Here is a 14,004-nt window from a genome sequence, read left to right as displayed (position 1 = left end):
GTGGGCCTGATCGACGCCAACCTGGTGCCCGCCGTCGACGGGGTGGCCTTCGGGCTGCTGCTCTTCGTCGCGGCGGCCGGGCTCACGCTGGCCTTCGGCACCGGCGACGTGCTCAACCTCGCCCACGGGACGCTGTACACCGTGGGCGGGTACACCGCGGCGGCACTCTGCGACGGGACCTGGCGCGGGCTGCTGCTCGCGCTGGTCGCCGGCACGGCGGCCGCGGCGGCCGGCGGCGCGCTGCTGGCCGCGCTCACCGCACCGCTGCGCCGGCGCGGCCATCTCGCCCAGGCGCTGCTGACGTTCGGCGTCGCACTGGTCGGCGGCGACCTGCTGAGCAGCGCGGCCGGCCCCGGCGACCTGCCGGTGGCCTTCCCCGCCGCGCTGAACGCCAGCGTGCTGCTGGCCGGGCACCGCTACCCCGTCCACCGGCTCGCCCTGATCGTGGTCGCCGCCGCGCTGGCGGGTGCCGGACAGCTGGTGCTGACCCGGACCAGGGCCGGCGCGCTGGTGCGGGCGACGGTGGACGATCCGCAGATGGTCTCCTGCCTGGGCACCGATCCGCGCCGGGTGCACGCCGCGGTGCTGGTCGCGGGCGGCGCGCTGGCGGGGCTGGCCGGGGTGCTCGGCGCGCCGGTGATCGGTCCCGGACCGCAGAGCGCGGACACCGTGCTGCTGCTCTCGCTGGTCGTCGTGGTGCTCGGCGGCCTCGGCTCGGTCGGGGGCGCGCTGCTGGCGGCCGTGGCCGTCGGCGAGGTGCAGACGCTCGGCGTGGTGCTGGCGCCCGACCTGGCCCCCTACCTGCTGTTCGCCGCGATGGCCGGCGCGCTCGTCCTGCGCGGCCGGCGCAGCGGCACGTCGTGGCGGCGGGCATGAGAGGGGAAGCGCGCACGAAGCTGCTCGGCGCACTCGCCCTCACCGCGCTCGCCCTGTTCGTCGTCCCGGCCGTCCTGGACGACGGGACGCTCGCCATGCTGGCCCCCGCCGCCGCGCTCGGCCTGCCCGCCGTCGGGGTGAGCGTGCTGACCGGGCGGGCCGGGCTGCCGACGCTCGGCCAGGGCGCGCCGTTCGCCGTCGGCGCCTACGCGACGGCGCTGCTGGCCCGCGCCGGGCTCACGGTGGGCCCGCTGCAACTGCTCGCGGCGGCGCTGGCCGGGGCGCTCTTCGCGCTGCTCACCGGCCCGGTGGTGGTGCGGGCCCGGGGCGCCACGGCGCTGATGATCACCCTGGCGCTCGGCGAACTGGTCGCCACGGCGGCCGGCCGGTGGACCTCGGTGACCGGCGGGACGGACGGCCTCGCGGGCATCCCTGCTGTCCGACTCTGGTGGGGCGGCGCACCGTTGACGGACGACACGGCGCTCTACCGGTACCTGGTGGTGGTCACCGCGCTCGCGCTGGGCGCGACCGTGCTGGTGCTCGGCTCCCCGCTGGGGCTGCTGCTGGCCGGCAGCCGCGACCACGAGGAGCGGATGCGCGCCGCCGGCCACCGGGTCGGCGCCGCGCTGCTGGCCGCCTGCACCGGGGCGGGCGCGCTGGCCGGGCTCGGCGGCGCGCTGCTGGTGACCGAGCAGAGCTATGTCTCCCCCGCCGACGTCGGCTTCGGCACGTCCTCGCTGGTGCTGCTCGCCGCGGTGCTCGGCGGCATCGGCTCGCCGCTGGGCGCGCTGGCGGGCGCGGTGCTGGTGGTGGTGGTCCGCGACCAGCTCGCCGCGCGCTGGCCGGGGCACGGCCCGCTGCTACTCGGGGCGCTCTTCGTCGCGGCGGTCTACCTGCTGCCGGACGGCGTCGCGGGCGTCCGGCTCCGGCGGCCGGGAGGCGGCCGGTGAGCCCCGCCCCGCTGCTCGCCCTGACCGCGGTGAGCCGCCGCTACGGCCCGCTGACCGCCGTCGACCGCGTCGACCTCGCCATCCGCGACGGTGAGCGGCACGCCGTGATCGGGCCCAACGGCGCGGGCAAGTCCACCCTGCTCGCCCTGATCGCCGGCACCACCCGCCCCTCGGCCGGCCGGATCCTCCTGGACGGCCGCGACCTCGGCGCCGCCGGGCCGGCCCGCCGGGCCCGGGCCGGTATCGCCCGCACCTTCCAACAGCCGGCCGTCGCCGACTCGTTGACGGCGCTGGACAACGTCGCGCTGGCGGCCTGGCCACGGGCGGCCGAACGCGGACTCTGGCGGCCGGGCCGCTACCGCGCGTTGCGCACGCGCTGCCTGGACTGGCTCGACCGGGTCGGCGCCGCCGACCTGGCCGACCAGCAGGCGGGCGAACTCTCGCACGGACAGCGGCGGTTGGTCGAACTGGCGGCCGCGCTGGCGGGCCGGCCCCGACTGCTCCTGCTGGACGAGCCCGCGGCCGGACTGACCGACACCGAGTCCGCCCGGTTGGTGGCCGTTCTCGCAGAGCTCCCGGCCGAGGTGTCCCTGCTGTTGGTCGAGCACGACCTGGCCTTCGTCGGCGCACTGGCGGGCCTGGTCACCGTGCTGCACGAGGGCCGCGTCCTGGCGCACGGCACCCCCGCCGCCGTCGGCGCCGACCCCGCGGTGCGGGCGGTCTACCTCGGCGCCCGGGAGCTGTGACGATGCTGGAGATCGAGAGCCTGAGCGCCGGCCACGGTGGCGGCACGGTGCTGCACGGGATCGACCTCACCCTCACCGAGGGCAGCGTGCACGCCGTCCTCGGGCACAACGGCGCCGGCAAGACCACCCTGCTGCACACCGTCGCCGGCCTGCTCCGCCCGTCCCGGGGCAGCGTCACGCTGGCCGGCCGACGACTCGACGGACAACCGCCGCACCGGATCGCCCGGGCCGGCGTGGGCCTGGTGCCGCAGGGCCGGCGGGTCTTCGCCCGGCTCACCGTGGCCGAGCACCTGGCGCTGGCGCACCGCCGCCCGCGTGGGCAGGCCGCGCCGTGGACCCCGCAGGCCGTCCTGCGGCTGCTCCCCCGGCTGGACGAGCGGCGCTCGCAGCCGGGCGGTCGGCTCTCCGGCGGCGAACAGCAGATGCTCGCGCTGGCCCGGGCCCTGCTCGGCCAGCCGCGACTGCTGCTCCTGGACGAGCCGACCGAGGGCCTGGCGCCCGACCTCGCCGACGAGGTCCTCCAGCTGACCAGGAGGCTGGCCGACGACGGTCTGACCGTCCTGCTCGCGGCCCCGCAGCTGCGGCTGGCCGCCTCGGTGGCGGACCGGCTGACCGTGCTGACCGCGGGCCGGATCACCGCCGCCCAGGACGGCGCCGCCGCCCGCGCCGACCCCGCCGCCCTGCTCGCCGCGCTCTCCCCCGTCCCCGTCACCGGCTTGGAGGCCACCCCCTGATGCCCGACTCCACGTACGCCTTCGACAACCGCGCCGCCGACGCCGAGGTCCAACTCGCCGTCCTGGAGGCCTTCCTGGACCCGATCACAGCCCGCCGACTGGACGCCCTCAAACTGGCGCCCGGGGCCCGCTGCTGGGAGGTCGGCGCGGGCGGCGGCTCGATCGCGCGACTGCTCGCGCAGCGGGTCGGCCCGCAGGGGCGGGTGATCGCCACCGACATCGACCCGGCCCGGTTCCGGGGCGAGGCCGCCAACCTGGAGCTGCGCCGGCACGACGTGCGCCACGAGGAACCGCCGGGCGGCGGATTCGACCTGATCCACGCCCGCCTGGTCCTGCTGCACCTGCCCGAGCGGCACGAGGTGCTGGCCGCCCTGGTCGGCGCGCTGCGGCCGGGCGGCGTGCTGCTCGTCGAGGAGTTCGACCGCAGCCCGCTGACGGTGCTCTGCGAGCTCGCCCCGGAGCAGCGGGCGCTCTTCGCCCGGGTCGTCGAGGGCATCCTCGACGTGCTCGGCGCGCTGGGCGCCGACCTGCACTGGGCGCACCGCGCGCCCGCCGCGATGACCGCGCTCGGCCTGCGGGAGGTGCACACCACCGTGCACGCCGAGAGCTGGACGGGCGACGGCGGGGCCCGGCTGCACGAGATCAACTCCCGCCAGCTCCAGGACCGGCTGCTGGCGGCCGGCCTGACCCTCGACGAGCTGACCCGGTTCCGCGAGCTGGTGCGCCGACCGGGGTTCAGCGCGCTCTCGTACTCCCTGGTGTCCACCTCGGCGCGGATGCCGGCGCGGGAGAACGGCGTGGCTACAGTGGCCTGACGGATGATCAACACCTGATCACCATCTGGGAAGGACCTCCCCATGACGGAACAGGCCCCGGCGCCGTTCGAACCCCTGGACGAGGACTGGGAGCGGGCCCTGGCGGTCGTCGCCCATCCGGACGACATGGAGTACGGCGCCGCGGCGGCCGTCGCGCGCTGGACCTCGCAGGGCAAGACGGTCGTCTACGCGATGGTCACCAGCGGCGAGGCCGGCATCGACTCGATGGAGCCGGAGCGCTGCCGTCCGGTGCGCGAGGCCGAGCAGATCACCTCGGCCGCGCTGGTCGGGGTGGACACCGTCGAGTTCCTGGGCCACCCGGACGGCGTACTGGACTACGGCCTGGCGCTGCGCCGCGACATCTCCCGGGTGATCCGCCGGCACCGCCCGGAGATCGTGATCACCTGCAACTTCCGCGACACCTACGGCGGCACCTTCCCCAACCAGGCCGACCACATCGCGGCGGGCCGGGCCACCCTGGACGCCATCCGGGACGCGGGCAACCGCTGGGTCTTCCCCGACCTGACGGCCCAGGGCCACGAGCCGTGGGACGGCGTCCGCCAGCTCTGGGCGCTGGGCTCCCCGCAGGCCCGGCACGCGGTGGACACCACCGAGTTCTTCGCCGCCGGCGTCGCCTCGCTCAAGGCGCACCAGGCCTACCTGGCCGGACTGGGCGGGAGCATGGCGGACGCCGAGGGCTTCCTGGAGTCGATGGGCCGCGCCACCGGCAGCCGGCTCGGGGTCCCCTTCGCCGCCTCCTTCGAGGTGCTCCCGCTGCGCTTCTGAGCCCCGCCACCAGGCCGGACACCGACCGTGACCTGCGTCTCACGCCGCCTCGGCCCCCTTGCTATGCAACTCGTTGCATAGCAAGCTGTGGGCCATGGCGCTTGAGTACGCGATCCTCGTCTCCCTGCTGGAGCAGCCCGGTTCCGGCTACGAGCTGGCCCGGCGCTTCGACCGCTCCATCGGACGGTTCTGGACCGCCACGCACCAGCAGATCTACCGCGTGCTGGGCCGGATGGAGGCCGACGGCTGGCTGGCCGTCGAGCTGACCGCACAGAGCGCCAGACCGGACAAGAAGATCTACTCGGCCGCCGAGCCGGGCCGCACCGCGCTCGCCGCCTGGCTGCGCGAGCCCGTCCAGCCCGAGTCGGTCCGCCACGAGATGGCGGTCCGGATCCGCGCCGCGGCGTTCGACGACCCGGCCGCGCTGATCCCCGAGGTGGAGCGCCACCGCACCGCGCACGCCGAGCTGCTCGACCGGTATCTCGCGGGTGAGCAGCGGGACTTCCCCGATCTCGAGTCACTCGACGTCCAGCAGCAGCTCCAGCACGTGGTGCTGCGCGGCGGCATCGAGTACGAGCGGATGACGCTGGCCTGGCTGGACGACGTCCTCGTCACGCTGCACAAGCTCAGCCACTGAACCACCTCAGACCTCAGGCAACTGACCCTCACTCCACACCCCTTGGACTCATGATGGCCGAATCCCTGCTGTTCAACCCCCGCACCTTCGACCCCACGCAGTTCGACGAGCCGACCCGCCGCCTGCTGCGGGCCACCGTCGACTGGTTCGAGTCGCGCGGCAAGAAGGCGCTGATCGACACCTACATCGACCGGTCCTGGTACGGCGACTTCCTCGAATTCGCTGCCAAGGAAGGCCTGTTCGCCGCCTTCCTGACCCCGGCCGAGCAGGCCGACGGGGACGCCGCGAAGCGCTGGGACACCTCCCGCAACGCCGCGCTGAACGAGATCCTGGGCTTCTACGGCCTCGGCTACTGGTACACCTGGCAGGTCACCATCCTGGGCCTGGGCCCGGTCTGGCAGAGCGAGAACGAGGCCCTGCGGGCCCGCGCCGCCAAGCTTCTGACGGAGGGTCACGTGATGGCCTTCGGTCTGTCCGAGCGTACCCACGGCGCCGACATCTACTCGACCGACCTGATCCTGACCCCGGACGGCGAGGGCGGCTTCCGCGCCAACGGCTCCAAGTACTACATCGGCAACGGCAACGTGGCAGGCCTGGTCTCGGTCTTCGGCCGCCGCTCCGACGTCGAGGGCCCCGAGGGCTACGTCTTCTTCGCCGCCGACAGCCGGCACCCGGCCTACCACCTGGTGAAGAACGTGGTGAACTCGCAGATGTACGTCAGCGAGTTCCGCCTGGAGGACTACCCGGTCACCGCCGAGGACGTGCTGCACACCGGCAAGGCCGCCTTCGACGCCGCGCTGAACACCGTCAACGTCGGCAAGTTCAACCTCTGCACCGCCTCGGTGGGCATCTGCGAGCACGCGATGTACGAGGCCGTCACGCACGCCCACAACCGCGTGCTGTACGGCAAGAAGGTCACCGACTTCCCGCACGTGCGCCGGGAGTTGACCGACGCCTACGCCCGCCTGAATGCGATGAAGCTGTTCAGCGACCGCGCCGTGGACTACTTCCGCTCGGCCTCCCCCGAGGACCGCCGCTACCTGCTCTTCAACCCGATGACCAAGATGAAGGTCACCACCGAGGGCGAGAAGGTCATCGACCTGATGTGGGACGTCATCGCGGCCAAGGGCTTCGAGGCGGACACCTACTTCGACAAGGCCGCGCGCGACATCCGCGGCCTGCCGAAGCTGGAGGGCACCGTCCACGTCAACCTGGCGCTGATCCTCAAGTTCATGGGCAACTACCTGTTCGCGCCCGCCGAGTACCCGGCGGTGCCCACCCGCACCGACGCCGCGGACGACACCTTCCTCTTCCAGCAGGGCCCGGCCCGGGGCCTGGGCGCGATCCGCTTCCACGACTGGCGGACCGCGTACGACGCGCACGCCGGGGTGCCGAACGTGGCGCGCTTCCGCGAGCAGGCCGACGGCCTGTGCGCGCTGCTGCTCGCCCACGCCCCCGACCAGGCGCAGCAGCAGGACCTGGACTTCCTGCTGGAGATCGGCCAGCTCTTCGCACTGGTCGTCTACGGCCAGCTGATCCTGGAGCAGGCCGAGCTGATCGGCCTGGACGGCGACCTGCTGGACGGGATCTTCGACGTGCTGGTCCGGGACTTCTCAGCGCACGCCACCGAGCTGCACGGCAAGGCCTCCGCCACCGAGGAGCAGGCCGCCTGGGCGCTGGCCCACGTCCGCCGCCCGGTGGCCGACGCCGAGCGCGCCGAGCGGCTCTGGGAGCAGGTCGCGGCGATCTCCGGCGCGTACGAGATGCAGCCGTAGTCCGTACACCGCACCGCAGGGCACTACACCGCTGCGGACCGCGACCTCGTCGGTCACGGTCCGCAGCGGTTCCGTTTCAGCTCTGCGTCACCCGGCGGTGGCGTCCCTTGCCGGAGCGTTCCTCCAGCATCCTCGCGGCCAGCGCGATCATCGCGATCACGGTGACGCCCCAGACGACCGCGAAGAGCCCCACGACCCACCCGGTCTCGATCTGCACGGCGCACAGGCCCAGCCCGAGCGAGGCCGCGACCAGCACGAACACCGTGTGGATCCTGATCTCGTAGAGCGCCGTCAGCGCCCCGCGCGCCATCCCGGCCGCCGTGGGCGCCGTGGACACGACGGGCGCCGCGGGGGTCGGCTCGACCTGCGCGAGCTGTGCGGCATGCGCTTCCTGCACGGCCTGCACATCCGTCGGCGGCCCCGCGCGCCCGGCGTCGTTCGTGGGTTCCATCGCAGCCTCCTTGAGGACCTGCCCGCCGCGCCGGCGCGGCCGGGTCATTCCATCTTCCGCCCGCCGCGCCGAGGCCGCTCGATTCACCCCCGCCCGGCGCTTCCCCCGCGTGGCGGTTGGCAGCCGCCGCCGCGCCGGGCTGTGATGGACCCGACAGCCCGCAGACGGAGGAGTCGGCCTTGGACGCGAACACGCCACACGTCATCATCGGAGCGAGCCTGGCGGGCGCGAGCGCCGCCCGCACGCTGCGCGAGGAGGGCTGGGACGGCCCGCTGGTGCTGATCGGCGAGGAGAGCGAACTCCCCTACGAGCGACCGCCGTTGTCCAAGGGCTACCTGATGGGCGCCGAGCCCCGGGAGAAGCTCTACGTCCATCCGCAGGAGTGGTACCGCGAACAGCGGATCGACCTGCGGCTCGGCACCCCGGTCACCGCCGTGGACCCGGACGCGCACCGGATCACGCTGCAGGACGGCGCCACCCTCAGCTACGCGAAGCTGCTGCTGACCACCGGCTCCTCCCCGCGCCCGCTGCCGGTGCCCGGCGCCGATCTGCCCGGCGTGCACTACCTGCGCACGCTCGGCGACAGCGACCGGCTGCGGGCCGCGCTGCGCTCCACGGGCCGGCTCGCGGTGATCGGCGCGGGCTGGATCGGGCTGGAGGCGGCGGCCGCCGCCCGGTCCGCCGGGGTCGATGTGACCGTGCTGGAGAGCGCCGAGCTGCCGTTGCTGCGGGTCCTCGGCAGCGAGGTGGCCGAGGTCTTCGCCGCCCTGCACCGCGACCACGACGTGGAGTTGCGGTTCGGCGTCCAGGTCGAGTCGCTGACCGGCGGCCCGGACGGCGTGAGCGGCGTCCGGCTGGCGGACGGCAGCGTGGTGGAGGCCGACACCGTCCTGATCGGCATCGGCATCACGCCGAACACCGCCCTCGCCGAGGCCGCGGGCCTCGTGGTGGAGAACGGCGTCAAGACCGACCAGAGCCTGCGGACCTCGGCCGCCGACGTGTACGCGGCCGGCGACGTCGCCAACGCCTACCACCCGATGCTCGGCCGCCACCTGCGCGTGGAGCACTGGGCGAACGCCGTCCACCAGCCGCGCACCGCCGCCCGCGCGATGCTCGGCCAGGACGTCGCCTTCGACCGGACGCCGTACTTCTTCACCGACCAGTACGACCTGGGTATGGAGTACACCGGCTACGCCGAACCGGGCGGCTACGACCGGGTGGTCTTCCGCGGGGATGTCGCGGCACGCGAGTTCATCGCGTTCTGGGTCCGCGACAACCGGGTCCTGGCCGGGATGAATGTCAACGTCTGGGACGTCACCGACCCCATCCGCGACCTGGTCCGCACCGCCCGACCGGTCGACCTCAGCAGCCTCGCCGACCCGGCCGTCCCGCTCACCGACCTGCCGGACGCCGGCTGACGACGCTCCACCCGCCGTTCAGTTGGCGTCGTCGTCCGGGTCGCTGGTGGTGACGGGTCCGGCCCCGAGGCCGAGCCGTGATTCGGCCGTCGTCCAGTCGGTGGCTATCGCCTGCTGGGCGGCGGCCAGGGTGACCTGGTTCTTGCAGATGGCGGTGTGCAGGCGGGTCTCCACCGAGTCCTTGGGGTTGTTGGGGCCCTTGCCCGCCACGTGGCCCGGGGACGGCGGCTCGACCCAGAGGTTGCGCGGGTCGTTGGGGTCGCCGCCCAGCTGCAGGCTGATCAGGTGGTCGTACTCCGCGTCGCCCATCGGGCCGGTGTAGCCGTAGGACTTGGCGTTGGCGGCCTTCTCCTTGTTGGTGACGCTGGTGGTGGGCCGGATCCCGGAGGTGTAGCCGCCGGCCTTGCAGATCGTGGTGCCGATGGTCGCCTGGGTGACCGCCGGGCTGGTCGCGCCGGGTGTGCAGGCCGGGTCGGGCAGCGGCTGCTTGTCCGCCGTGTAACGGAAGTGGCAGGAGTCCGGCGCGGGCTGCGGCGAGGCCGAGTAGGCGGCCTGCGGTCCGGCGCCGACCGGGATGGCGGCGGCGGGGCCGGGCGCGGGCGCGGCGGCGCCACCGGTCGAGCCGGCCGGGTGGGCGCCCTTCTCGGCGGAACAGGCGGCCAGCGGCACTGCGGACAGCAGGACGGAGAGCGCGACGACGGCAAGGCGGCGGCTGGGTATCGGCACCAGGGTTTCCCTTCAGGCGTGCTGACGGGCCGGCAGTCGCCGACCCGTCCGGCAGGGATTCTCGCAGGCCACGGAGGTTTGTTCGAACGGCCCCGGATCCGGCGGTCAGCGCCGCTCGGGAAGCATCGGCAGCGGGCCGGTGCCCAGCGTCATGCCCGGCTGTGCCCGCACCGCACGCCCGGGCTGGGGGTGCAGCCGCCAGCGCGTGGAGATCCGGGCCAGCGCCAGGGTCGCCTCGGTCAACGCGAAGGAGTCGCCGACGCACTTGCGGGCGCCGCCGCCGAACGGCAGCATCGCCCCGCGCGGCACCTCCTCCAGGCGTTCTGGCAGCCAGCGGTCGGGGTCGAAGACCTCCGGATCGGCGAACAGCGTGGGATCGTGGTGGAGCGCGTACGGGCTGAACGCGACCGTGCTGCCCGCCCGCAGCCGGCGCCCGCCGAGTTCGGTGTCGACCGTCGTCACCCGGGTGAGCAGCCAGACCGGCGAGCGCAGCCGCAGCGACTCGGTGAGGGTCCGGCGGGCGTAGGCGAGCGCGGGCAGGTCCTCGACCCGTGGCGGGGAGCCGCCGAGTACCCGGTCGAGCTCGGCGTGCAGCCGGACCTCGGCCTCGGGGTGGGTGCCCACCAGATGCAGCGTCCAGGCCAGCGCGTTGGCGGTGGTCTCGGTGCCCGCCGACAGCATGGTCATCACCTGGTCGTGGATCTGGTGGCCGGTCAGGCCCTCGCCGCTCTCCTCGTCCCGGGCCGCCAGCAGCGCCGAGAGCAGGTCCCCGCGGTCGGTGGGGTCGCGGCGGTGGTTCTCGATCATCGTGTCGATCAGCTCGTTGAGCCGCGCCAGCGCCCGCTGGAAGCGGCGGTTCCCGGGCGTCGGCAGCCGTCCCGGGAAGCCCGTCGGCGCCACCATCCGCTGGTGCAGTCCCGCCAGCACCACGGGCAGGTTGTGGGCCAGCTCGTCCATGGTCGGCTCGTCGATGTCGGTGGAGAAGAGCGTGCGGGCGGTCACCCGCGCGGTCAGGGTGTGCATCCGGACGCCGACGTCGAGCGGCACGCCCGGCTGCCAGTCCGCGGTGGCCCGGTCGGTCTCGGCGACCACGGCCTGCGCGTACGTGCCGACCCGGACGGGGTGGAACGCGGGCTGCACCAGCCGCCGCTGGCGCCGGTGTTCGGTGCGGCCGCAGGTCACCAGGCCGTCGCCGATCAGCAGCCGGGCCTTGTCGAAGACCGGGCCGCCCTTGTCGAAGGTCTGCGGGTCACGCAGGACCTGGCGCACCAGCTCGGGGTGGCAGACCAGGTACGCCGGCAGGCGGCCGAAGTGGACGGTGACCAGGTCACCCCGGGCCGGCAGCTCGCTCAGGAACTCCAGCGGCCGTCTGCGCAGGGGCAGCGCGTGGCCCAGCAGCGGCAGCCGCCCCGGTGCCGAACCGATGGTGTACCGCGTGCTGCTCCCGGTGCTGGCCCCCGTGCTGTTCTTCCCCGCACCGAGCCCGATGGTGTGCGCCATGGCTGTGCCCCCTCCGTCCTGGCGACCGACGCGGGGACCGGCCGCCCCCGACCGGTTCCCCGCAGCAGGGACTTGCCACCCGACCACGGGCGGGAAACGGCCCGGCGCGGCCCACCGGAAGCACCAGGGGCGTCCGAGGCCCTCAGCCGGCGCGAACACCCCGGCCGGCGGGCCCGCGTGCGCGGGCCTCCGACGGCTCGTCAGGTCGTCCCACCGGTGTGCGGCGGTCCGGTCACGGCTCGGCGAGGAGCTCAGAAGGTGAAGCGGAGCGAGCGGACCCGGTGGTCGAAGCTGGACGGGACCAGCTCCGGCCCGCCGACCGAGCGCAGCTCCGGCAGGCGGGTGAACAGTTCCCGGTAGAGCGCCTTCATCTCCTGGCGGGCCAGCGGGGCACCGAGGCAGAAGTGCGGACCACCGCCGCCGAAGCCGAGGTGCGGGTTAGGGCGGCGGGTGATGTCGAAGGCGTCAGGGGCCGTGAAGACCTCCTCGTCGCGGTTGGCGGAGCCGTAGAAGAGCACCACCTTCTCGCCACGGGCCAGTTGGGCGCGGCCCAGGGTGTGGTCGGTGGCAACGGTACGGCGGAACTGGATAATCGGGGTCGCGCAGCGGATGATCTCGTCCACAGCGCCGTCCAGCCGGCCGTCCGGGTCCGCGAGCAGAAGCGCACGCTGGTCCGGGTGTTCGGTGAGCAGGTGCAGGCCGTGGGCCAGCGCGTTGCGCGTGGTCTCCACGCCGGCGACCAGCAGCAGCGAGAAGAACGCGCCGAGTTGACGGTAACTCAGGGCCCGTCCGTCGACGTCCGCGATGACCAGGGCCGAGATCAGGTCGTCCGTGGGCCGGCGCCGGCGCTCGCGGCCCAGGTCGGCGACCATCCCCTGCATCCGGGCCAGTGCGCGAAGTCCCCGTCCGGGCAGGCGAATGCGCCGACGGAACGGGCGCTGGACGCCGGTGTGCTCCGAGGCGTGGTTCACCTCGGCCAGGATCGCCGGGCGCCGGTCCTCGGGGATGCCCATCATGCTGCAGATGACCTGGAACGGCAGCTCGGCGGCGACCGAGGTCACGAAGTCGTCGGGCCGGTGGGCGATCACGTCATCGACGATCCGCTCCGCCACCGCACGGATGTCGTCCTCGACGCGGGCGATCAACCGCGGGGTGAAGGCACGCGAGACGACCCGGCGCAGTCGTGCGTGGCCCGGGTCGTCCAGGTTGACCATCGAGTCGCCGAACAACGCCCTGACCCAGCGGGCCGGTTCGGGCGTGGTGACACCAGGGGCACTGCGGAAGACCTCCGGCGTCCGGCTGGCGGCCACCACGTCCGCGTGCCGGACCAGCGCGTGGAACCCCCGCTCGGCCCGGAACAGCGACCGCGGGCGCTCCACGAAGTAGGCGGGCGGACCGAGTTGGCGCAGCCGGGCGAAGGCGGCGGCCTGCTCGGCCGCGGACAGGCGCCAGAACCCGGGATCGGCCAGGTCGATGGAGTCGGGAGCGGCTTGCGCTCCCCGGGAGAGGCTCGCCTTCTTGCTCCTCGGTACCGTGACCACCCCTGCGCCTCCCTGCCGTCCCCGGTCGGACGGTTCGCCCGACCGGAGACCCAGTTATAGGGGAGGGGGTGATCACACTGTCAAGTCCAGTTTCCCTCAAAAGAGTTGTCGCTCAGACCGGACACCCCTCGGCAGGCATCGCAGACCCGGCGGAACCTCACCCGGACGAGCGAGGTTACCGGATCAGCCCCGGGCCAGAGCCTGGACCTGGCTCAGGGCGCCGTTGAAGTAGTCCTGGTCACCGGGAAAGGTGCCGGAGTCGGCGTACTGCCAGAAGGTCTGGTAGGACCAGCCGTTCGGCAGGGTGCCGGGCGAGGAGGAGTAACGGGCGATCCACAGCGGGCTGGTGGAGCCGAATCCGGAATTGTTGCCAGTACAGCTCGACCACCAGTCGGTGGTGGTGTAGATGGTCGGATAACGGCCGGTGCGGCTGTGGACGGTGGTGCTGAAGTCGTGGATCCAGCTGACCATGGCAGCCTGGCTGAGGCCGTAGCAGGTGGCGCCGTAGGGGTTGTACTCGATGTCGAGCGCGGGCGGCAGGGTCTTGCCGTCCGCCGACCAGCCACCGCCGTTGCTGACGAAGTAGTTGGCCTGGGTGGCGCCGCTGGAGGCGTTCGGCAGCGCGAAGTGATAGGCGCCGCGGATCAGTCCGGCGTTGTACGAGCCGTTGTACTGCTGCGCGAAGTCGGGGTTGGTGTAGCCGGTACCCTCGGTGGCCTTGACGTAGGCGAATTTGGCACCCGCACCGGCCGCCGAGCTCCAGTTGACGCTGCCCTGGTAGCTGGAGACGTCCATCCCCGGAGTCTGGGTGACCTGCGGCTGGAGCGGGCCGGCGGGGCCGCGGCCCTCGTGGGCGACCACCGTGGAGCCGGCGAAGTCCCGCTCGGGGTGGGACGGCTGGAACGGACGGCCGGCGCTGTCGGCCTGCGCGGGGACGGCCGCCGCGCCGAGCAGCAGCGCCCCGAGGGCGAGAGCGGTGGCGAGCGTACGGGCAGAGGCAAGCGGACGGGCGGTGGCGGGCGTGCGGGGGGCGGTACCGGACATGATCG

12 protein-coding genes and 1 pseudogene are annotated in these 14,004 nt (G+C 73.7%); 8 read left to right on the top strand and 5 right to left on the bottom strand.

Features of this window, described 5'->3' with window-relative positions:
* The 7 genes and pseudogenes from BS80_RS44280 to BS80_RS27360 all read left to right on the top strand — a co-directional run bounded on the left by BS80_RS44280 (position 1) and on the right by BS80_RS27360 (position 7,319).
* Positions 1-1,826 (top strand): annotated as a pseudogene (locus BS80_RS44280) (ABC transporter permease subunit).
* Positions 1,823-2,572, top strand: a complete 750-nt coding sequence (locus BS80_RS42055; protein ID WP_035803145.1) for an ABC transporter ATP-binding protein — start codon at positions 1,823-1,825, stop codon at positions 2,570-2,572. Before BS80_RS44280 ends, BS80_RS42055 begins: the two are co-directional and overlap by 4 nt.
* Positions 2,573-2,574: 2 nt before the next feature.
* A complete protein-coding gene (locus tag BS80_RS27380) occupies positions 2,575-3,306 on the top strand; it encodes an ABC transporter ATP-binding protein (RefSeq protein WP_035803143.1) in 732 nt (243 codons plus the stop codon).
* Complete coding sequence (locus tag BS80_RS27375; RefSeq protein WP_035803141.1) at positions 3,306-4,121, top strand: class I SAM-dependent methyltransferase; 816 nt, start codon at positions 3,306-3,308, stop codon at positions 4,119-4,121. Before BS80_RS27380 ends, BS80_RS27375 begins: the two co-directional genes overlap by 1 nt.
* A gap of 42 nt (positions 4,122-4,163) precedes the next feature.
* Positions 4,164-4,907, top strand: a complete 744-nt coding sequence (locus tag BS80_RS27370; protein WP_035803139.1) for a PIG-L deacetylase family protein — start codon at positions 4,164-4,166, stop codon at positions 4,905-4,907.
* A gap of 94 nt (positions 4,908-5,001) precedes the next feature.
* Positions 5,002-5,544, top strand: a complete 543-nt coding sequence (locus BS80_RS27365; protein ID WP_035803137.1) for a PadR family transcriptional regulator — start codon at positions 5,002-5,004, stop codon at positions 5,542-5,544.
* 53 nt (positions 5,545-5,597) lie between these two features.
* Positions 5,598-7,319, top strand: coding sequence for an acyl-CoA dehydrogenase (locus BS80_RS27360; RefSeq protein ID WP_035803135.1), 1,722 nt, complete (start codon positions 5,598-5,600; stop codon positions 7,317-7,319).
* A 76-nt stretch (positions 7,320-7,395) separates the two neighbouring features.
* Here the strand turns inward: BS80_RS27360 and BS80_RS27355 are convergent, their stop codons facing one another.
* Positions 7,396-7,770: a hypothetical protein gene (locus tag BS80_RS27355; RefSeq protein ID WP_157536633.1), complete on the bottom strand. Its 375-nt coding sequence runs from the start codon at positions 7,768-7,770 to the stop codon at positions 7,396-7,398.
* A 179-nt stretch (positions 7,771-7,949) separates the two neighbouring features.
* Here BS80_RS27355 and BS80_RS27350 point away from each other — a divergent pair, with 179 nt between their 5' ends.
* Positions 7,950-9,188, top strand: a complete 1,239-nt coding sequence (locus tag BS80_RS27350; protein WP_035803131.1) for an NAD(P)/FAD-dependent oxidoreductase — start codon at positions 7,950-7,952, stop codon at positions 9,186-9,188.
* Between the two features lie 18 nt (positions 9,189-9,206).
* On the opposite strand, the gene BS80_RS27345 is transcribed toward BS80_RS27350, so the two are convergent.
* The 4 genes from BS80_RS27345 to BS80_RS27330 all read right to left on the bottom strand — a co-directional run bounded on the left by BS80_RS27345 (position 9,207) and on the right by BS80_RS27330 (position 13,999).
* A complete protein-coding gene (locus BS80_RS27345) occupies positions 9,207-9,914 on the bottom strand; it encodes a hypothetical protein (protein ID WP_051967257.1) in 708 nt (235 codons plus the stop codon).
* Between the two features lie 105 nt (positions 9,915-10,019).
* Positions 10,020-11,414 (bottom strand): cytochrome P450, encoded by a 1,395-nt coding sequence (locus tag BS80_RS27340; RefSeq protein ID WP_083975439.1) that lies wholly within the window; start codon positions 11,412-11,414, stop codon positions 10,020-10,022.
* 251 nt (positions 11,415-11,665) lie between these two features.
* On the bottom strand, positions 11,666-12,955 hold the full coding sequence (locus BS80_RS27335) for a cytochrome P450 (protein ID WP_035803130.1): 1,290 nt from the start codon (positions 12,953-12,955) through the stop codon (positions 11,666-11,668).
* A gap of 183 nt (positions 12,956-13,138) precedes the next feature.
* Positions 13,139-13,999 (bottom strand): lysozyme, encoded by an 861-nt coding sequence (locus BS80_RS27330; RefSeq protein ID WP_035803128.1) that lies wholly within the window; start codon positions 13,997-13,999, stop codon positions 13,139-13,141.
* Positions 14,000-14,004: the final 5 nt, after the last annotated feature.

It is taken from the genome of Kitasatospora mediocidica KCTC 9733 (genome assembly GCF_000744225.1).
Classification (GTDB): Bacteria; Actinomycetota; Actinomycetes; order Streptomycetales; family Streptomycetaceae; genus Kitasatospora; species Kitasatospora mediocidica.
Note: the sequence above shows the minus strand (reverse complement) of the source record. Positions and strands in the feature narration are given on the sequence as shown.

Coding starts and splice junctions, on each gene's coding strand:
- BS80_RS27380 (WP_035803143.1), top strand. CDS start 2,575: ATGCTGGAGATCGAGAGCCTGAGCGCCGGCCACGGTGGCGGCACGGTG.
- BS80_RS27375 (WP_035803141.1), top strand. CDS start 3,306: ATGCCCGACTCCACGTACGCCTTCGACAACCGCGCCGCCGACGCCGAG.
- BS80_RS27370 (WP_035803139.1), top strand. CDS start 4,164: ATGACGGAACAGGCCCCGGCGCCGTTCGAACCCCTGGACGAGGACTGG.
- BS80_RS27365 (WP_035803137.1), top strand. CDS start 5,002: ATGGCGCTTGAGTACGCGATCCTCGTCTCCCTGCTGGAGCAGCCCGGT.
- BS80_RS27360 (WP_035803135.1), top strand. CDS start 5,598: ATGGCCGAATCCCTGCTGTTCAACCCCCGCACCTTCGACCCCACGCAG.
- BS80_RS27355 (WP_157536633.1), bottom strand. CDS start 7,770: ATGGAACCCACGAACGACGCCGGGCGCGCGGGGCCGCCGACGGATGTG.
- BS80_RS27340 (WP_083975439.1), bottom strand. CDS start 11,414: ATGGCGCACACCATCGGGCTCGGTGCGGGGAAGAACAGCACGGGGGCC.
- BS80_RS27330 (WP_035803128.1), bottom strand. CDS start 13,999: ATGTCCGGTACCGCCCCCCGCACGCCCGCCACCGCCCGTCCGCTTGCC.